Annotated in this window: 16 protein-coding genes; 10 read left to right on the forward strand and 6 right to left on the reverse strand. The window is 67.9% G+C overall.

The genetic code is table 11. The features are described 5' to 3' along the window. The first annotated feature begins 92 nt into the window (after window positions 1-92). From ABW16_RS09045 to lpqB, 7 genes are all read left to right on the forward strand, one after another. Window positions 93-1307 (forward strand): alkane 1-monooxygenase, encoded by a 1215-nt coding sequence (locus ABW16_RS09045; protein ID WP_047318811.1) that lies wholly within the window; start codon window positions 93-95, stop codon window positions 1305-1307. Window positions 1308-1404: 97 nt separating this feature from the next. Next, a complete protein-coding gene (gene alkX, locus ABW16_RS09050) occupies window positions 1405-2010 on the forward strand; it encodes a TetR family transcriptional regulator AlkX (protein ID WP_047318890.1) in 606 nt (201 codons plus the stop codon). 73 nt (window positions 2011-2083) lie between these two features. Next, window positions 2084-3544 carry an adenosylhomocysteinase gene (ahcY, locus tag ABW16_RS09055; protein ID WP_109519533.1) on the forward strand — a complete coding sequence of 487 codons (1461 nt, stop codon included), beginning with the start codon at window positions 2084-2086 and terminating at the stop codon, window positions 3542-3544. A 106-nt stretch (window positions 3545-3650) separates the two neighbouring features. After that, window positions 3651-4292: a dTMP kinase gene (locus ABW16_RS09060; RefSeq protein ID WP_047318813.1), complete on the forward strand. Its 642-nt coding sequence runs from the start codon at window positions 3651-3653 to the stop codon at window positions 4290-4292. Window positions 4293-4344: 52 nt separating this feature from the next. Continuing rightward, complete coding sequence (mtrA, locus tag ABW16_RS09065) at window positions 4345-5031, forward strand: two-component system response regulator MtrA (protein WP_019737852.1); 687 nt, start codon at window positions 4345-4347, stop codon at window positions 5029-5031. A gap of 22 nt (window positions 5032-5053) precedes the next feature. Continuing rightward, a complete protein-coding gene (gene mtrB / locus ABW16_RS09070; protein WP_047318814.1) occupies window positions 5054-6703 on the forward strand; it encodes an MtrAB system histidine kinase MtrB in 1650 nt (549 codons plus the stop codon). Continuing rightward, window positions 6700-8466, forward strand: coding sequence for an MtrAB system accessory lipoprotein LpqB (gene lpqB / locus ABW16_RS09075; protein ID WP_047318815.1), 1767 nt, complete (start codon window positions 6700-6702; stop codon window positions 8464-8466). Before mtrB ends, lpqB begins: the two co-directional genes overlap by 4 nt. Window positions 8467-8484: 18 nt before the next feature. Here the strand turns inward: lpqB and ABW16_RS09080 are convergent, their stop codons facing one another. Next, entirely contained in the window at window positions 8485-9912 is a 1428-nt protein-coding gene (locus ABW16_RS09080; RefSeq protein WP_047318816.1) for a WS/DGAT/MGAT family O-acyltransferase, read from the reverse strand. A gap of 205 nt (window positions 9913-10117) precedes the next feature. Between ABW16_RS09080 and ABW16_RS09085 the strand changes: the two genes are divergently transcribed. After that, a complete protein-coding gene (locus ABW16_RS09085) occupies window positions 10118-11194 on the forward strand; it encodes an Acg family FMN-binding oxidoreductase (RefSeq protein WP_047318817.1) in 1077 nt (358 codons plus the stop codon). A gap of 15 nt (window positions 11195-11209) precedes the next feature. On the opposite strand, the gene ABW16_RS09090 is transcribed toward ABW16_RS09085, so the two are convergent. Both ABW16_RS09090 and dosR read right to left on the reverse strand, forming a co-directional pair. Beyond that, window positions 11210-12919 (reverse strand): GAF domain-containing sensor histidine kinase, encoded by a 1710-nt coding sequence (locus ABW16_RS09090; RefSeq protein WP_047318818.1) that lies wholly within the window; start codon window positions 12917-12919, stop codon window positions 11210-11212. Further along, the gene (gene dosR / locus ABW16_RS09095; protein ID WP_047318819.1) at window positions 12912-13553 is read right to left on the reverse strand and encodes a hypoxia response regulator transcription factor DosR/DevR; all 642 of its coding nucleotides are present in this window, start codon (window positions 13551-13553) and stop codon (window positions 12912-12914) included. Before dosR ends, ABW16_RS09090 begins: the two co-directional genes overlap by 8 nt. 144 nt (window positions 13554-13697) lie before the next feature. On the opposite strand from dosR, the gene ABW16_RS09100 reads away from it, so the two are divergent. Further along, a complete protein-coding gene (locus ABW16_RS09100) occupies window positions 13698-14468 on the forward strand; it encodes an SDR family NAD(P)-dependent oxidoreductase (RefSeq protein WP_047318820.1) in 771 nt (256 codons plus the stop codon). Between the two features lie 26 nt (window positions 14469-14494). Here the strand turns inward: ABW16_RS09100 and ABW16_RS09105 are convergent, their stop codons facing one another. Genes ABW16_RS09105 through ABW16_RS09115 form a run of 3 tightly spaced genes read right to left on the reverse strand, consistent with a single transcriptional unit; the run spans window position 14495 to window position 18263 of the window. Further along, the gene (locus tag ABW16_RS09105; protein ID WP_396872779.1) at window positions 14495-15271 is read right to left on the reverse strand and encodes a slipin family protein; all 777 of its coding nucleotides are present in this window, start codon (window positions 15269-15271) and stop codon (window positions 14495-14497) included. An 8-nt stretch (window positions 15272-15279) separates the two neighbouring features. After that, complete coding sequence (locus tag ABW16_RS09110; protein ID WP_047318821.1) at window positions 15280-15927, reverse strand: hypothetical protein; 648 nt, start codon at window positions 15925-15927, stop codon at window positions 15280-15282. A gap of 2 nt (window positions 15928-15929) precedes the next feature. Next, window positions 15930-18263, reverse strand: a complete 2334-nt coding sequence (locus ABW16_RS09115; RefSeq protein ID WP_109519534.1) for a nitric-oxide reductase large subunit — start codon at window positions 18261-18263, stop codon at window positions 15930-15932. 164 nt (window positions 18264-18427) lie between these two features. On the opposite strand from ABW16_RS09115, the gene ABW16_RS09120 reads away from it, so the two are divergent. Continuing rightward, entirely contained in the window at window positions 18428-19081 is a 654-nt protein-coding gene (locus ABW16_RS09120; RefSeq protein ID WP_047318892.1) for a carboxymuconolactone decarboxylase family protein, read from the forward strand. Window positions 19082-19119 lie beyond the last annotated feature (38 nt).

Raw genomic sequence — 19119 nt, forward strand, 5'->3', positions numbered from 1 at the left:
GTGTACAAATTGCCATCAAATGTCTAGACAACGTACGGACAGCCACGTAATGTCCAACCGCGACGGTGGCTGAACTCACAAGGAGGGCGTGCATGAGCATCCAGACCGCGGAGGTGTGGCGGGACAAGAAGCGATACCTCTGGTTGATGGGCTTGATCGCTCCGACCGTGATGTTCACCATGCTGCCGTTCATCTGGGCGATGAACCGGTTCGGCTGGCATCTGGCCGGGCAGGTGCCGTTCTGGATCGGGCCGATCCTGGTCTACGTGCTGCTGCCGGCGCTGGATCTGCGGTTCGGGGTTGACGGGCAGAACCCGCCCGACGAGCTGATGGCGCAGTTGGAGAACGACCGGTACTACCGCTACTGCACCTACGCCTACATTCCGTGCCAGTACGCCAGCCTCGTCCTGGGCGCCTACCTGTTCACCGCCACCGATCTGGGCTGGCTGGGAGTCGAGGGGTCTCTCAGCTGGTTCGCCAAGATCGGGCTGGCGCTGTCGGTGGGCACCCTGGGCGGCGTCGGCATCAACACCGCGCATGAGCTGGGGCACAAGAGGGATCGGCTCGAGCGCTGGCTGTCCAAGATCACCTTGGCGCAGGTCTGCTACGGGCACTTCTACGTCGAGCACAACCGCGGCCACCACGTGCGGGTGGCCACCCCCGAAGACCCGGCGTCGGGCCGGTTCGGTGAGACCTTCTGGGAGTTCCTGCCGCGCAGCGTCTTCGGTGGTCTGCGCTCGGCCTGGCAGCTGGAGGCCGCACGGTTGCGCCGGTTGGACAAGGGACCCTGGCGACTGTCCAACGACGTGCTCAACGCATGGCTGATGTCGGTGGTGCTCTGGGGAGTGCTGATCGCGGTGTTCGGCCCGGCGCTCATCCCGTTCGTCGTCATCCAGGCCGTCTACGGCTTCTCCCTGCTGGAGTCGGTCAACTACATCGAGCATTACGGCCTGCTGCGGCAGACCCGTGCGAACGGCCGTTATGAACGCTGCACGCCCGAACACAGTTGGAACTCCGACCATCTGGTGACCAACCTGTTCCTCTACCACCTGCAGCGACACAGCGACCACCACGCCAACCCCACCCGGCGTTACCAGACGCTGCGCAGCTTCTCCGATTCGCCGAACCTGCCCAGCGGATACGCGTCGCTGATCGGGCTCACCTACCTCCCGCCGCTGTGGCGCAGGCTGATGGACCACCGGGTGCTGGCGCACTACGGCGGCGACATCACCCGGGTCAACATCGACCCACGCCGGCGCGCGAAGATCCTGGCCCGTTATCGCGGGGCCGACGCGGCAGCGGTGTGATGGCCGCCCGATACCGCGGTCCGGACTGCGGCGCGGCCGCGGCCGATTTCGAGATGGTGGAAGTCTTCCGGCGGTGACAACAGCTAATCTCGCGGTGGTGAAACGCATCCCCTACGCCGAGGCATCCCGGGCGCTGCTGCGCGACTCGGTGCTCGATGCGATGCGGGAGCTGCTGACCCGCCGTGACTGGTCGTCGATCACACTGGCCGCGGTGGCCGAGGCGGCCGGGGTCAGTAGGCAGACCATCTACAACGAGTTCGGCTCGCGCCAGGGGTTGGCGCAGGGCTATGCGATCCGGCTGGCCGACCGCCTGGTCGACGCCGTGGACCGCGCCATGTCCAACAACGTCGGCGACATCCACGCGGCGTTCCTGGAGGGGTTCCGGGCCTTCTTCTCCGATTCGGCCGCCGACCCGCTGGTGATCTCGCTGCTGACCGGGGCCGCCAAGCCCGACCTGCTGCAGATCATCACCACCGACAGCGGCCCGATCATCACCCGCAGCTCAGCCCGGCTGACGTCGTCGTTCATGCACAGCTGGGTCAAGGTCAGCGAAGACGACGCCGGAATCCTGGCCCGTGCCGTGGTGCGGCTGGCCATGAGCTATGTCTCCATGCCGCCGGAAGCCGACCACGACGTGGCTGCCGACCTGGCCCGACTGTTCACCCCGGCGGCACAGACCTACGGCGTCGTCGACGCCGAATGACCCGGCCGAGCAGACTTCGGCCTGCGCCGGTAGCTTGTAGCGGAGCCAATTCACCGAACCTAACGGGGGCGTACTGATGAGTTTGACCGCGGACAGCCGCAACGGCATCGACTACAAGGTCGCTGACCTGTCGCTGGCCGAGTTCGGCCGCAAGGAGATCCGGCTGGCCGAGCACGAGATGCCGGGCCTGATGGCGTTGCGTCACGAGTACCACGGGGTCAACCCGCTCAAGGGCGCCCGGATCACCGGTTCGCTGCACATGACCATCCAGACCGCGGTGCTGATCGAGACCCTGGTCGACCTCGGCGCCGAGGTCCGCTGGGCGTCCTGCAACATCTTCTCCACCCAGGACCACGCCGCGGCCGCGGTCGTCGTCGGGCCGCACGGCACCGTCGAGGAGCCCAAGGGCACCCCGGTCTTCGCCTGGAAGGGCGAGACCCTGGAGGAATACTGGTGGTGCGCCGAGGAAGCCCTGACGTGGGACGGCGAACCGGCCAACATGATCCTCGACGACGGCGGCGACGCCACCATGATGGTGCTGCGCGGCGCTCAGTACGAGAAGGCCGGTGTGGTTCCGCCCGCCGAGGACGGCGACTCTCACGAGTGGAAGGTCTTCCTGGCCCGGCTGCGCGAGCGCTACGAGACCGACAAGACCAAGTGGACCAAGATCGCCGAGTCGGTCCAGGGTGTCACCGAGGAGACCACCACCGGCGTGCTGCGCCTGTACCAGCTGGCCGCCGCCGGTGAGCTGGTGTTCCCGGCGATCAACGTCAACGACTCGGTCACCAAGAGCAAGTTCGACAACAAGTACGGCTGCCGGCACTCCCTGATCGACGGCATCAACCGCGGCACCGACGCCCTGATCGGCGGCAAGAAGGCGCTGGTCTGCGGTTTCGGTGACGTCGGCAAGGGCAGCGCGGAGTCGCTGAAGGGCCAGGGCGCCCGGGTCACGGTCACCGAGATCGACCCGATCAACGCGCTGCAGGCACTGATGGAGGGCTACGACGTACAGACCGTCGAGCAGGCCATCGGCGACGCCGACATCGTCATCACCACCACCGGTAACAAGGACATCATCACCCTCGAGCACATGAAGGCGATGAAGAACCAGGCCATCCTGGGCAACATCGGCCACTTCGACAACGAGATCGACATGGCCGCGCTGGAGAGCTCCGGGGCCGTCCGCGACAACGTCAAGCCGCAGGTCGACGTGTGGACCTTCCCCGACACCGGCCGCTCGATCATCGTGCTGAGCGAGGGTCGGCTGCTCAACCTGGGCAACGCCACCGGCCACCCGTCGTTCGTGATGAGCAACAGCTTCTCCAACCAGGTGATCGCGCAGATCGAGCTGTGGACCAAGGGCGACGAGTACGACAACGAGGTCTACCGGCTGCCCAAGCACCTGGACGAGAAGGTGGCCCGCATCCACGTCGAGGCCCTGGGCGGCACGCTGACCAAGCTCACCAAGGAGCAGGCCGAGTACATCGGCGTCGACGTCGAAGGCCCGTACAAGCCGGACCACTACCGGTACTGATTCTCTCCGCGAGTCTTTCCCGCGAGCAGACGCAAAAGCCCCCATTCCGGCCTGGAAATGGGGGCTTTTGTGTCTGCTCGGCCCCGGGGTCGTTAGGCTTCCGGCCGTGCTGATCGCGATCGAAGGCGTTGACGGCGCCGGCAAGAACACCCTGGCCCAGGGATTGCGCACGGCCTTCGAAGGTGCCGGTCAGTCGGTGGCGACCCTGGCATTCCCGCGCTACGGCGTCTCGGTGACCGCGGATGTGGCCGCCGAGGCGCTGCGCGGCGCTCACGGTGACCTGGCGGATTCGGTGTACGGGATGGCGATGTTGTTCGCCCTGGATCGTGCCGGCGCCAAGGACCAGATCGGCGTTCTGCTCGGCGGCCACGACGTGGTGATCCTCGACCGGTACGTCGCCTCCAGCGCCGCCTACAGCGCGGCTCGGCTGCACCAGGACGCCGCCGGGGAGATGGTGGACTGGGTGCGGCAGCTGGAGTTCGGCCGGCTGGGGCTGCCCGCTCCGGACTGGCAGGTGCTGCTCGACGTGCCTTCCGAACTCGCCGCGCAGCGCGCCCGGCACCGCGAGGACCACGACTCCGCGCGCGCCCGGGACAGCTACGAGCGCGACGACGCTCTGCAGCGCCGCACCGGCGAGGTATACCGCGGGCTGGCCCGGGCCGGATTCGGCGGACGCTGGCAGGTAGTCGGCCCGACGGTCGACGCCGCGGCACTGGCGGCCGACCTGACTGCCCAAATGCGCGGGTAACTCCGCGAAACGCGCGTGTGATAGCAGGCTTTTGTCTCGATCTGGTGACACCATGTACGCCATGAGGCAAAGGATCCTTGTCGTCGATGACGACGCTTCGCTGGCCGAGATGCTCACCATCGTGTTACGTGGGGAGGGTTTCGACACCGCGGTCGTCGGTGACGGCACCCAGGCGCTCACCGCCGTGCACGAGCTGCGGCCCGACCTGGTGCTGCTGGACCTGATGCTGCCCGGCATGAACGGCATCGACGTGTGCCGGGTGCTGCGCAAGGACTCCGGTGTGCCGATCGTGATGCTCACCGCCAAGACCGACACCGTCGATGTGGTGCTCGGGCTGGAGTCGGGCGCCGATGACTACATCATGAAGCCGTTCAAGCCCAAGGAGCTGGTGGCCCGGGTGCGGGCCCGGCTGCGCCGTAACGACGACGAGCCGGCCGAGATGCTCTCGATCGCCGACATCGACATCGATGTGCCGGCGCACAAGGTGAGCCGGGCCGGTGAGCAGATCTCGCTGACGCCGCTGGAGTTCGACCTGCTGGTGGCGCTGGCACGCAAACCGCGGCAGGTGTTTACTCGTGAGGTGCTCCTCGAACAGGTCTGGGGATACCGTCATCCGGCCGACACCAGGCTGGTGAACGTGCACGTCCAGCGCCTACGGGCCAAAGTGGAGCAAGACCCGGAGAACCCGACTGTGGTGCTGACTGTTCGAGGAGTGGGTTACAAGGCCGGACCTCCGTGATCCCCGCCGGGGAGCAGCGCACGTGATCTTCAGCTCCAGACGGCGCCCCCGGCGGTCGGGTCCACTGCTGCTCGGTGTGAACACACTGCGCCGCGCGGTGCAGGTCGCCTGGCGCCGTTCCCTGCAACTGCGGGTCGTGGTGCTGACGCTCGGCATGTCGGCTGCGGTGATCCTCGGGCTCGGTTTCGTCTTGACCAGCCAGATCACCGACCGCGTGCTGGACGTCAAGGTACGGGCGGCCACCGAACAGATCGTGCGGGCGCGGGTCACCGCCGGTGGCATCGTCGGTGGTGAGGAGGCTCGTTCGCTGACGTCGAGCCTGCAACTGGCTCGCAACACGCTGATGTCCAAGACCGACCCGGCTGCCGGCAGTGGAACGGCGGGCGCGTTCGACGCGGTGTTGGTGGTGCCCGGCGAGGGGCCGCGCGCGGCGGCCAGCGCCGGACCGGTGGATCAGGTTCCGGCCGGGCTGCGGGAATTCGTCAAGGCCGGTCAGGTCAGCTACCAGTACGCCACCGTGCACGTCGAGGGTTTTGCCGGGCCGGCGCTGGTGATCGGTACACCGACGACGTCGCGGATCACCAACCTGGAGCTGTACCTGATCTATCCGCTGGGCACCGAACGCAACACGATCAGCATGGTGCGGGGCACGATCGCCACCGGCGGCCTGGTGCTGCTGGTGCTGCTGGCCGGCATCGCCCTGCTGGTATCGCGGCAGGTGGTGCTGCCGGTGCGGTCGGCTTCGCGGATCGCCGAGCGGTTCGCCGAGGGGCACCTGTCCGAACGGATGCCGGTGCGCGGTGAAGACGACATGGCCCGGCTGGCGGTGTCGTTCAACGACATGGCCGAGAGTCTGTCGCGCGAGATCACCCAGCTCGAGGAGTTCGGCAACCTGCAGCGCCGGTTCACCTCCGACGTCAGCCACGAACTGCGAACCCCGTTGACCACCGTGCGGATGGCCGCCGACTTGATCCACGACCACAGCGACGACCTCGAGCCCTCGCTGCGGCGCTCCACCGAACTGCTGGTCAGTGAGCTGGACCGGTTCGAGTCCCTGCTCAACGACTTGTTGGAGATCTCTCGCCACGACGCCGGTGTGGCCGAATTGTCCGTGGAGTCGGTGGACCTGCGCTCGACGGTCAACAGCGCCCTGGAGAACGTGGGGCACCTGGCGGCCGACGCCGGCGTCCAACTCAAGGTGGACATGCCCGGTGACCCGGTGATCGCCGAGGTCGATCCGCGCCGGGTGGAACGCATTCTGCGTAACCTGATCGCCAATGCCCTCGACCACGCCGAGCACAAGCCGGTGGTGATTCGGATGGCAGCCGACGAAGACACGGTGGCTGTCACGGTGCGTGACCACGGAGTGGGGTTGCGACCGGGTGAGGAGAAGCTGGTGTTCAGCCGGTTCTGGCGCGCTGACCCGTCCCGGGTGCGGCGCTCCGGCGGTACCGGGCTGGGCCTGGCGATCAGTGTGGAGGACGCCCGCCTGCACCAGGGCCGGCTGGAGGCCTGGGGCGAGCCGGGTAAGGGGGCATGCTTCCGGCTGACCCTGCCGCTGGTGCGCGGACACAAGGTCACCACCAGCCCGCTGCCGATGAAGCCGGTGAGCGCCGCCGAGCGTCGGGAGCGCCGTCAGCGGGCCCGCGAGCACGCCGAGAGGATCGGATGATGCGCCGCCGGAGGTTCGCGACGCCGATACTGGCCGTGGCGGTACTGGTCGGCGCGTTGGCGGGGTGCGCCGGGGTGCCCAGCACGTCGGCGCCGCAGGCGATCGGCACGGTGGAGGCGCCGCCGCCGTCGGTGCTGCCCAAGCCCACCCCGGGGATGGACCCCGATGTGCTGCTGCGGGAATTCCTCAAGGCGACCGCCGATCCGGCCAACCGGCACCGGGCGGCCCGGCAGTTTCTCACCCAGGAGGCCTCCGACTCCTGGGACGATGCCGGCAGCGCGCTGCTGATCGACAACGTGGTGTTCGTCGAGACGCGCAGCGCCGGCCGGGTTGCGGTCACGATGCGCGCCGACATGCTGGGGTCGCTGTCGGACATGGGGGTGTTCGAGACCGCCGAGGGCGCGCTACCGGCCCCGGAGCCGATCGAACTGCTCAAGACTTCCGACGGCTGGCGTATCGACCGGCTGCCCAACGGGGTGTTCCTGGACTGGCAGCAGTTCCAGGCCACCTACAAGCGCAACACGCTCTACTTCGTCGACCCGACCGGCAAGACGGTGGTTCCCGATCCCCGCTACGTGGCGGTGTCCGATCCCGACCAGTTGGCGACCGAACTGGTGTCCAAGCTGATCGCCGGGCCCCGCCCGGAGATGGCCGGCGTGCGCAACCTGTTGGCGCCGCCGCTGCGACTGCGCGGACCGGTGACCCGCGCCGACGGTGGCAAGAGCGGCGTGGGCCGGGGCTACGGCGGCGCGAAGATCGATCTGGACAGTGTGTCGGCCACCGACCCGAACACCAGGAAATTGCTTGCCGCGCAACTCATCTGGACGCTGTCCCGAGCAGACATCAAGGGTCCCTATGTGATTGATGCCGACGGAGCGGCACTCGATGACAGGTTCCCCGACGGCTGGACCACCTCCGATGTGGCCACCACCGATCCGGGTGCCTCCGATGGGGCCGGGGCCGGGATACACGCGCTGGTGGGCGGATCGCTGCTGGTGCTGGACGGGCAGCAGGCCAACCGGGTGCCGGGTGCGTTCGGTAGGGAGCCCGACCAGGAGTCGTGCGCGCTGTCGCGCAATGGGCGCCAGGTCGCGTCGGTGGTGGTGCACCCCGGTGACCCGGAATCCACCCTGTGGATCGGCGACCTCGGCGGCGAGGCCGTGCAGGCGGCCGAGGGGCACACCCTGTCGCGGCCCAGCTGGTCGCTGGATGAGGCCGTGTGGGTGGTGGTCGACGGCAACAACGTGCTGCGGGCCATCCAGGAAGTCGCGACGGGTCGCCCGGCCCGGATCCCGGTGGACTCCGGGGCGGTCTCCGCGCGGTTCCCCGGACCGATCAGCGAGCTGCAACTGTCCCGCGACGGCACCCGGGCGGCCATGGTGATCGGCGGGCAGGTGATCCTGGCCGGTGTCGAGCAGATGCCGGGTGGCCAGTTCGTGCTGCACTATCCCCGCCGGCTGGGCTTCGGGCTCGGCTCCTCGGTGGTGTCGCTGAGCTGGCGCACCGGCGACGACATCGTGGTGAGCCGGTCCGACCCGAAACATCCGGTGTCCTACGTCAACATCGACGGGGTCAACTCCGATGCGCCCAACGGCAACCTGCAGCTGCCGGTGTCGACGATCGTCGCCGACCCGTCCACGGTGTATGTGGCCGACCCGCGCGGCGTGCTCTCGCTGTCGTCCGCGGCGGCCGAGGACGAGCAGAGCTGGTCGCCGCTGGGGCCGTTCATGGTCAGCGGCGCGCTGCCGGTGCTGCCGGGCTGAGCGCGGGGGGACCTTCGCTCAGCCGGTGCCGACCAGCGGGCGCCTATTCTTGCTGTTCTTGCGCCGCTTGGCGCTGGACACCAGGCGGGCCACCGCGGCTTCAATGCTGTGCGCGAATTCGTCGATGTCGGGCATGGTGTCGTAGTCGGCCAGGATGCCGAAGGACAGACTCTCGGCGTAGCTGAGCATCGCCACCCCGGTGCGCAGCTGCAGCGCTATTGGCGGCACCGGCAAAATCTGGGCAACCCGCCGGCCCAGGATGTGCAGGGGCTGCGACGGTCCGGGCACATTGGTGGCGACGGTGGCGACGCTGTGCTGCGGCAGGCGGGTCAACAGCCGAACCGCCCACGCGGTCAGCGGAAACGGCAGACGGTTGGTCGCCGCGACCAGGGCGCTGCCGGCCTGATGTTGCCCGGCGCCCTTGGTTCGGCGCAGCCGCGCGTGCACCAGGTGCAGCCGCCGCACCGGGTTCGCCTCTTCGACCGGCAAGAAGGGCAGCATCAGCGAGACCCGGTTGTCGGTCCGGCCGGAGGCATCTCCCGAGCGGGTGGACACCGGTACCAGGGTGCGCAGCGTCTCGGCGTCCGGGTGTTCGCCGCGGCGGTCCAGCATGCCGCGGTAGGCCTCGGTCAGGGCGGCCAGTGCGACATCGTTGACGGTCACGTCGAACGCCCGGCAGATCCGGTTGACGTCGTCGAGGGACACCGTGGCGGCGCTGTACCGCCGCAGCGCGCTCATCGGCCCGTTCAACGAGGTGGTGCTGCCCGGGCGCAGCAGCCCCGCCGACAGTTCGACGGTGCCGCGCGCGGCCCGCATCGCGGCGGCGCCGATAGAGGTCGAGACATGCCATAGTCCAGAAGCCCAGCTCACCGGGTTGAGGCTGACCCCGTGGAGTCCGGATTGGCCGGGGGCCGAGACAGTTTCGTCGGCGCCGGGAAGATGGTCGGCAAAACTGGCGACGCCTTCGCCGGCGTCGCCGCATTCGTCGCACAATCCGGTGAGCAGGTGCGATGTGGCGATCCCGTCGCCGACGCAGTGGTGGACCTGGATCAGCATCGCCCACCGGTCGTCGGTCAGTCCCTCAATGACCCAGATATGCCACAGCGGCCGATCCCGGTCCAGTCGGCGGGCCATCTGGTCGGCGACGAAGCAGAACAGTTCGGCGTCGCCACCCGGATGCGGCAGGGCGATGTGCCCGACGTGGTGCGCCATGTCGAAGTCGGGGTCGTCCACCCAGTGTGGCGGTGCCAGGTCGAGCGGGTGCGGCTGCAGCTTCTGGGCGAACCGCCGGCAGCCGCTGATTCGCGCGCCCAGGGTGGAGAACAGCGTGGCGTAGTCCGGTGCCGGGCCCTCCAGGACGGCCAGGGCGCCCAGGGCCAGGCTGGCGTGGCGGTCGGAGTCCTCGGCCTGAAGGAACCCCGCGTCCAGAGTGGTCAGTTGCTCCACGATCCGTCCTCCTGCCCGCGCCCCGCTCTCATGGTCCGCCCGCACGGGAAAGGTAGGCAGGGCCAGAAGTCCCGAGTCAGCCGCGAAGGTGCGGGTCTTCGTGCCCTGTTCGGACCGACGGGCCGCGGAGGATCGTGAAAGGGCAGGTCCTGAGGGCTCGGCGGGAATTCGGGTCGGGACCGCGAGGGAAGAAAGGGGCCGGACCGTGGATGAACAGCTCGCGGGCTACCCGGACGCCGCGGCGGTCCGGGAGACCATCCGAACCGCGTTACTGCTGGCGGCCCGTGCGCCTTCGGTGCACAACTCCCAACCGTGGCGGTGGCGGGTGGACCCGGCGCCGTCGGCGCCCCGGCTGGACCTGTATGTGGAACCCGATCTGCAGCTGCGCAGCGTCGACCCCGACGGCCGGGGCATGATCTTGAGTTGCGGAGCGGCATTGCACCACTGTGTGGTTGCGTTCGCCGCGTTGGGTCAGCAGGTCAAGGTCCATCGGCTGCCCGACCCGACCCACCCCGACCACCTGGCGTCAATCGAGCTCTGTCCGCCGGGCCCGGAACAGGACCTCTCGCAGGTCGACGTTGCGCTGGCGGCGGCGATCCCGCGGCGACGCACCGACCGTCGCTACTTCAGCGGCTGGCCGGTGGCCGCCGCCGACATCGCCTTGATGGGCGCGCGTGCCGCGCGGGCGGGAGTGATGCTGCGCCAAGTCGACGCCCTGGACCGGCTGAACGCGGTGGTGGCTCGCGCGGTGTTCGAGCACCGCACCGACTACGACTACCTTGCCGAGCTGACCACCTGGAGCGGGCGCTACGGGTCGGTGGCCGGCGTTCCGGCGGAGAGTGTTCCGGCGCCGGATGCCGGTGCTGCGATACCCGGCCGGTTCTTCGCAGGGCCGGCACTGGCCCAGCCGCCGGGTGCCGTCCCGGCCGAGGACCGCGCGGTAATGCTGGCGCTGGGAACCGAGACCGACGACCGGCTGGCGCAGCTGCGCTCCGGCGAGGCCACCAGCGTGGTGCTGCTGACCGCGACGGCATTGGGGCTGGCCAGCTGCCCGGTCACCGAGCCACTGGAGATCGCCGAAACCCGTGCCGCGGTGCGCCGCGACGTCTTCGGCACCAGCGGTTATCCGCAGATGCTGCTGCGGGTGGGCTGGGCGCCGATCAATGCCGACCCGCTGCCGGCGACCCCGCGGCGCTTCCTCAACGACACCGTCCAATGGCTGATCGCCGACACCCGGGAGGCCGATCCGGGGGAAGCCCGGGGGCTGGCGGTCTACGCCTGACGCGCGCCGGGGCCGTTACGACACCAGCGGAGCCGACCAGTGCAGCACGGTCCCGCCCTCGGGCGCCGATGCGACGCTGAAGGTTCCGCCGGCCTGCTCGGCGCGCCGACCCAGGTTGGCCAGGCCGCTGCGGTGGATCGCCTTGGGCATCCCGCGGCCGTTGTCGGTCACCTCGATGCTCAAGTCGTCTTCGACTTTGATCTGCACGGTCAGCGCGGTGGCGCCCGAATGCCGGACCGCATTGCTGACCGCCTCGGAGACCACCGCCTCGGCGTGATCGGCCAGACCCGGCTCCACCACCGACAGCGGGCCGACGAACTGGACGGTGGTGTGCAGCCCCGACCCGGAGAATTGGGCCACCGCGTTGTCCAGTCGCTGCCGCAAGGGTGTCGCCGCGGAAGCGACGCCGTGCAGGTCGAAGATCGTGGTGCGGATCTCGCCGATGATCGCCTGCAGGTCGTCGACCGCATCGGAGAGCCGGCGCTGCACCACGGCATCCCGGCTCCGTGGAATGGTGCCCTGCAACGACAACCCGACGGCGAAAAGCCGTTGAATCACGTGGTCGTGCAGGTCGCGTGCGATTCGGTCCCGGTCGGTGACCACGTCGAGTTCGTGGATGCGGCGCTGCGTGGTGGCCAGCTGCCAGGCCAGCGCGGCCTGGTCGGCGAACGCAGCCATCATGTCGAGTTGCTCGATGCTGAACGGGGCCGTGGTGCTGTGTCGCATCACCACGACCACACCGGCCACCGCGTCGGCGGCGCGCAGCGGCAGTATCAGGGCCGGCCCGGCAGCGCCGACACCGGACAACCGCAGCCGGTCGACCCGGTGCGGTTCCCGCTTCGAGAAGGCCTCGCCGACGGGCGAGCCGGCCACGGGGATCGTTTCCCCGGACAGCGAAGCCATTGTCGGCCCGATGGTTTCGACCACCAAGAGTTCGCTGATCTCGGCTTCGGGAGCGTCCTCGTCGAGCGGGATGGCCACCAGTGCCGACTCGGCGCCGGTGAGCTTGCTGGCCTCGTCGGCGATCAACCTGAACACCGTGGTGGGGTCGGTTCCGGACAGCAGTTCGGTCGCGATGTCACGGGTGGATTCGATCCAGGACTGCCGCGCTTTGGCCTGGGCATACAACCGGGCGTTGGCGATCGCGATCCCGGCGGCAGCCGCCAGCGCCTGCACCAGCACTTCGTCGTCTTCGCTGAACGGCTGTCCGTTGGCCTTTTCGGTGAGGTACAGGTTGCCGACGACCTCGCCGCGCACGCCCACCGGTACGCCGAGGAACGTCCGCATCGGGGGATGGTTTGGTGGAAACCCCACCGAGGCAGGGTGTTCGGAGACGTCGTCCAGTCGCAGGGGGTGGGGGTCGTCGATCAGCAGGCCGACGATGCCCAAGCCCTCGGGTAGCCGCCCAATCCGCGCGAACGTCTCGGCGTCGATGCCTTCGTAGACGAAGTGCAGCATCCGGCGGTCGCGGTCGTGCACTTCCAGCGCACCGTATTTGGCCTCGACCAGGTTGGTGGCGGTCTGCACGATGGTGCGCAGGGTCTCGTCGAGTTCCAAACCCGAGGTGACTGCCAGCATCGCCGCCAGCAGTCCGTCGAGACGGTCGCGTCCTTCCACGATCTGCTGGACCCGGTCTTGCACGCCTACCAGCAGTTCGCGCAGCTGCAAATGAGAAAGTTTGTCGCGCAGGGGGTTCGGGCCGTCCTCAAGTGCGTCGTCAGTCATTCCGCGCGCGCTCGAGTTTGGTGGCGAAGACCGCGGCCTGGGTGCGACGCTCCATGCCCAGTTTGGCCAGCAGCCGTGACACGTAGTTCTTGACGGTTTTCTCCGCCAGGAACATCCGGTCGGCGATCTGCTTGTTGGTCAGGCCCTCGGCGAGCAGGCTCAGCAGTGTCCGCTCCTGTTCGGACAGTCCGGACAGCGGGTCGGGTTTGGCGGCGGCGCCGCGCAGCTTGGCCATCAGGGCGGCTGCGGCGCGGTTGTCCAGCAGCGACCGTCCAGCACCGACTTCCTTGACCGCGCGGGCCAGCTCCATGCCCTTGATGTCCTTGACGATGTAGCCGCTGGCACCGGCCAGGATGGCATCCAGCATCGCCTCGTCGGAGGTGAAGGAGGTCAGGATCAGGCACCGCAGCTCGGGCATCCGGGAGAGCAGGTCACGGCAGAGTTCGATGCCGTTGCCGTCCGGCAGCCGGACGTCGAGCACCGCGACGTCCGGGCTCAGCGCGGGTATGCGGGCGAGGGCTTCGGCCACCGAGCCGGCTTCGCCGACCACGTCCAGTTCGGGATCGGCGCCGAGCAGGTCGATCAGGCCGCGCCGTACCACCTCGTGATCGTCTACCAGAAAGACTGTGATCACATCGCGTCCTCTCCGCTGAGCCACTGACCACGGTAGCGGCGTGACCCGCGGATTCACAGAGTACTAAGCCCCGAACCGCCGGATGGGCGCTCGTCGGGCGTGAATTACGCTTCATGCGCTTCGGCCAAGACAGAGGAGATTCCAATGGACAGGCCCGTCCTCAACGCGTTGTTCGACCTGACCGGACGCACCGCGATCGTGACAGGCGGCACTCGTGGTATCGGGTTGTCGCTCGCGCACGGACTGGCCGCTGCCGGCGCCAACGTGGCGGTGGCCAGCCGCAAGAGCGAGGCTTGTGAGCGTGCCGCGGAGCAACTGCGAGAGGCCGGCGCCGAAGCCATCGGTGTGCCCACCCACCTCGGTGATGTCGATGCGATCCAGCATCTGGTCGACGCCACGGTCGAGCGGTTCGGCGGGGTGGACATCGTCATCAACAACGCTGCCAATGCGCTCGCGCTGCCGTTGGCCGAGATCACCCCGGAGGCGTTGAGCAAGTCTTTCGCGGTCAATCTGCAGGGACCGGTTTTCCTGGTTCAGGCGGCGTTGCCGCATCTTCGCAAGAGCGAGCATGCCGCAATCGTGAACGTGGTGTCGGCCGGCGCCTTCATCTATTCACCGGCGACGGCGATGTACTCGGCTGCCAAGGCCGCACTGGTGTCCTTCACCCGCTCCATGGCGGCTGAGCTGGCGTCGTCGCGGATCCGGGTCAACGCGATCGCCCCCGGACCGGTGAACACGGACATGGTGCGCAACAACCCGCCGGAGTTCATCGCAGCGTTGCGGGCTTCCACGCTGCAACAGCGCATTGCCGAGCCCGACGAAATGGTCGGTCCGGTACTGCTTCTCGTGTCCGATGCGGGCAGCTACATCACCGGCCAGACCATCCATGCCGACGGCGGGATGGTGGCGCGGTAGTTGATGTCGCGGCGTACGCCGGTCTGCTACGTGTTCCGCTTGGCGGCGCGCAGCGCCTCGGCCGCGCCGCCCAGGAACGGGGTGATGATGTCCACCGGCAGCGGGAAGACCACGGTGGAGTTCTGGTCGGCCCCGAGCTCCAACAGGGTTTGCAGGTAACGCAGTTGCAGCGAGGCCGGGTTCTGCGAGAGCCGCTCGGCGGCCTGGCTGAGTTCCTCGGAGGCCTGTAGCTCGCCGCGGGCGTTGATCACCTTCGCCCGGCGCTCGCGTTCGGCCTCGGCCTCGCGGGCCATCGCCCGTTGCATCGACTCGGGGATCTCCACGTCCTTGATCTCGACCACCCGCACCTGCACGCCCCACGGCTCGGTCTGCTTGTCGATGATCGTGCGCAGGTCGGCGTTGAGATCGTCGCGGTGCGCCAGCAACGTGTCCAGATCCGCGCGCCCCAACAGGGAACGCAGCGTGGTCTGGGCGATCTGCGAGGTGGCCACGGCGTAGTTCTCCACCTCCATGATCGCCTTGAGCGGGTCGGTGACCTGGAACATCACCACGGCGTTCACCCGGGCCGGGACATTGTCACGGGTGATCACCTCCTGCGGGGGGATGGTCAGGGTCACTACCCGCTGGTCGACCCGAATCATCTTGTCCACCAAGGGGAACAGAAACTTCAGGCCGGGTTGGTAGAGCGGGCGCGCATGACCCATCCGGAACACCACGCCGCGTTCGTACTCGCGCACCACGTTCAGCGCGAAATATGCCAGCACGGCCAGTGCGACGATGGCCAGCGCCAAAACGGTGATCAGACCTTCGCTCACTTGAGCTGCTGCCTCCTGGTCGATGCGTCGTCGGAAAAGCCGCCCCACCGGGTGGAGTACCGGTCGATCGCGGCTTCGACCTTCAAAGCCTGCTCTTCGGCCACGGATCGGTGTGGCCGGTCGTCCGGGGCGTTGCTCGGGGTGTTCCACAGGTGCCGCAGCAGGGGAATGCTACCGGCGCCCACCGCCAGGATCGTCGCCGCCAACACCAACACGTCGGCGGAAGAGTGGTTCACGAACAACGTGGCCGCCGGCAGCACGATCCCGAAACCTGCTACCGCACAGGCGATGCCACGGTGGAAGCGGCCCGTCTCGGAGTGCGGCCAGGGGTCGACCGCCCGGGTGATCTCCCGGCCGTGGCTGGACGTGGTGCAGGTGTCCTTGACCGGGCACGAGTTGCAGACCGATGGCGTGGCCCGGTACCGCATCACCCGATTCTCCGGGTCGAACGACTTCGGCCAGAGCCACTGATCCTCCGGGCATTTCCACGCGTCATGGTCTTCGTGGTAGACGAACTTGCCGGTGCGCCACTGGGCGGCGCGCTCGGAGGTCCGCTTGGCCATGTGGTCGAAACCCCAGGCGAACGAGAGCAGCAGCAGCGCGTAGCCGGCAACCAGCCATACCCATGTCGCCGGCCCGCTCATGCTCAGTCCTTGCTCGCGGCCGCGGAATCCGCGGCGACCTCGGTGTAGAGCGGGTGCTCCGGCAACTCGTCGACCGTCTCGCCGGAGCGGAAGTTGCGCAGCGCGATCCACGCGATCCAGACGAAGGGCAGCACGCCGCCGACGATCAGGATCGCGTCGCCGGGCAGTCGCATCCACTCCAGCAGCGCGTTGCCGGGCTTGGTGATGTACCCCAGTGAGCGTGCCTCGAAGTAGCCGGCGTTGACCGAGTGGAACAGCTGCAGCACACCCAGCGGCAGCAGCGTGACGAAGACCATCCACGCCAGGCCGATGTTCATGCTCCAGAAGGAGATTCGGGCCAGCTTGTTCGGCCACTTCTCCGCCGGGATCACGTACCGGAAGGCGAACATCGCCAGTGCCACCGCGAGCATGCCGTAGACCCCGAACATCGCCGCGTGGGCGTGGTTGGCGGTCAGCGCCGTGCCGATCTCGTAGTAGGACACCACCGGCAGGTTGATCAGGAACCCGAAGATGCCTGCGCCCAGGAAGTTCCAGAACCCGACGGCGACCAGGAACATCACCGCCCAGCGAGCCGGGAAGTTGTTCTCGCCGCCGGCCTCCTGGCGAGCGCCCAGCTGCAGGAAGGCCCAGGCCTCCACGGTCAGGAAGGTCAGCGGGATGACCTCGGCGGCCGAGAAGAAGGCGCCCATCGCCATGTGCTCCACCGGGGTGCCGGAGAAGTACAGGTGGTGCATGGTGCCGATCACGCCGCCGGCGGAGTACAGGATGATGTCGAGGAAGATGACCAGCAGCGCGACGCGTTCGCGCACCACCCCGAGCTGGACGAACATGTAGGCCACCATCGCGGTGGTGAACAGCTCCAGGAAGTCCTCCACCCACAGGTGCACCATCCAGAACCGCCAGAAATCGGCGACCGAGAAGTGTGCCTCACTGCCGGCCAGCAGGCTGGCCGCGTAGAACGTCGGAATGGCCAGCCCGGTGAAGAAGAACATCCAGGGCAGGTTCATCTTCGAGGTGGTCGCCAGCTTCGCGCGCATGCCGCGCCAGATGATGACGATCCACAAGAACAGGCCGACGATCAGCAGCACCTGGAACAACCGCGGCAGGTCCAGGAACTCCCACTGCTGAGAGAACACGGTGCCCGGCTTGATCACCCCGAAGATCGAGAGTGCCTCGAACGTCAGGGAACCGAAGACCACCACCGCCAGCGCGCCGAGCAGTCCGTAGACCAGTACCGACTGCTTACTGGGTTCGCGGCGGGTGATGAACGGCACCAAGAAGATCCCGCCGGCCAGGAACGCCGCCGCGGTCCAGAACAGCGACAGCTGCAGGTGCCAGGTCCGGGCCAGGTTGTAGGGGAGGATCTTCGCCAGGTCGATCCCGTAGAACTCCGACAGATCGGCGCGATAGTGCTCGACGGCCCCGCCGAGCAGGACCTGGGCCAGGAACAGCACCGCGACGACGGCGAAGATCCAGATCGCGGCACGCTGCGAGCGGGTCAGCGGCACCTCGCCGGGCTGGCGGAACTCCAGCTTGGTCATCTCGGTGCCGTGCCAGCCGATGTTCTGGCTCCAGCGGCCGTAGACGGTGAACATGACTCCGATGCCGCCGAGCAGCATGATCAGCGACAGCACCGACCACACCACGACCGACCCAGTCGGGCCGTTGTCGACGCGCGGCTCCGAGGGCCAGTTGTTGGTGTAGCTGTAGTTGTGGCCGGGCCGATCCGCGGCCGCGGCCCACGCGGTCCAGGCGAAGAACGAGGTCAGGTCCCGGATCTCGCCGGGGTCGGTGATCATGTGCGGCAGCAGGCCGTACTTGGTGGAGGCTTCGCCGAAGTAGTCGGCGTAGTGCTTCTCGATGTCGTTGAACGCCCGGACCTGCTTGTCGGTGAACACCAAGGTCTTGGTGTCGGCGTTATAGCGGTTGGTCCGGAACTCGGCGACCACGTCGTCATGCGGGTTCGCCACGCCCTGTGCCTTGAACTGATCGGCGACGTCTTCGGTGGCCAGCCGCAGATATTCGGCGGTGTAGTCGGGCCCCAGATAGGCGCCGTGGCCCAGCACCGAGCCGTACTGCATGAGGCCGCGGGCCTGATACAGCTGCTGGCCGCGGGTGATGTCGGCACCGGAGAACAGCTCCTGGCCGGATTCGGTGACAACCCTGTCGGGCATCGGCATCGATGCCGTGTAGGTGCGGTAGGCCAGGATGCCCATCACCAGGAAACCGAAGATCATGACCAGGGCCACGCCCTGGGCCCAACCCTTGCCGATCAGTGCCTCGGCACGGCCGGATTTGCCGGCGGGCGTGCCCACTTGTGTCACATCGGTGCTCATGGACGGGGACGCTAACAGTATCGAGGATGAAAATTCGCGAAACTGTTAGTGCCCTCACGAATTTGGGGTCTGGCGTTAGTTTCTCTGTGGACTAAATGCCCCTTGACACCAAAGTACGACATGCCGTAGTAGCGGCCCGTTTGCGGGCCGGAAAGGACACCGCCATGCCCCGACTCCGCGAGATCCCGCGCGCCGAAGTGACCGACGAGCAGATCTTGTTCTTCTACGACCGGCTGTTCGGGGCCGACGTAGACCCCGCCGCTCCGGCCGGCCCCGGCGGCCACCGCACCATCCACGGCACGCCCGGGGACTGGTGGACGGTTTTCGCCCAGGCACCGCAGGTGTTCTCCCACGCCGTGCGCGGATTCGCCCTGTATCGCAACGCCTCGCTGGACCCGCTGCTGCGCGAGCTCGGCCAGGCCCGTGCCGGCTATGCGCGCGGCAGCCAGTTCGTCTTCTCCCAGCACTGCAAACAGATGCGTTCGCTGGGCATGCCGGAGGAGAAGATCGCCGCGTTGCCGTCCTGGCAGGTCAGCGACGTCTTCTCGGGGATCGAGCGGGCGGTGCTGGCCTACACCGATGCCCTGGTCTACGACGGCGGGCGGGTGCCCGACGAGATCTTCGCGGTGCTGCAGGCGCACCTGTCCGACCGCGAAATCATGGAGTTGACCTACATCACCTGCATGTATGACATGCACGCCACCATCTGCCGTGCGCTGCGCCTGGAGTTCGACGATCGCCCCGAGCCGATCGTGGAGGTCCAGGTGCCCGAGGGCCTGGCGGTGGCCGACCTGTCGGCCGACCTGGCCGGGGATTAGGCCCGGCTTGGCCCCACTTGTCACACCCCAGGGGCAGC

This window comes from Mycolicibacter heraklionensis, assembly GCF_001021505.1.
GTDB lineage: Bacteria > Actinomycetota > Actinomycetes > Mycobacteriales > Mycobacteriaceae > Mycobacterium > Mycobacterium heraklionense.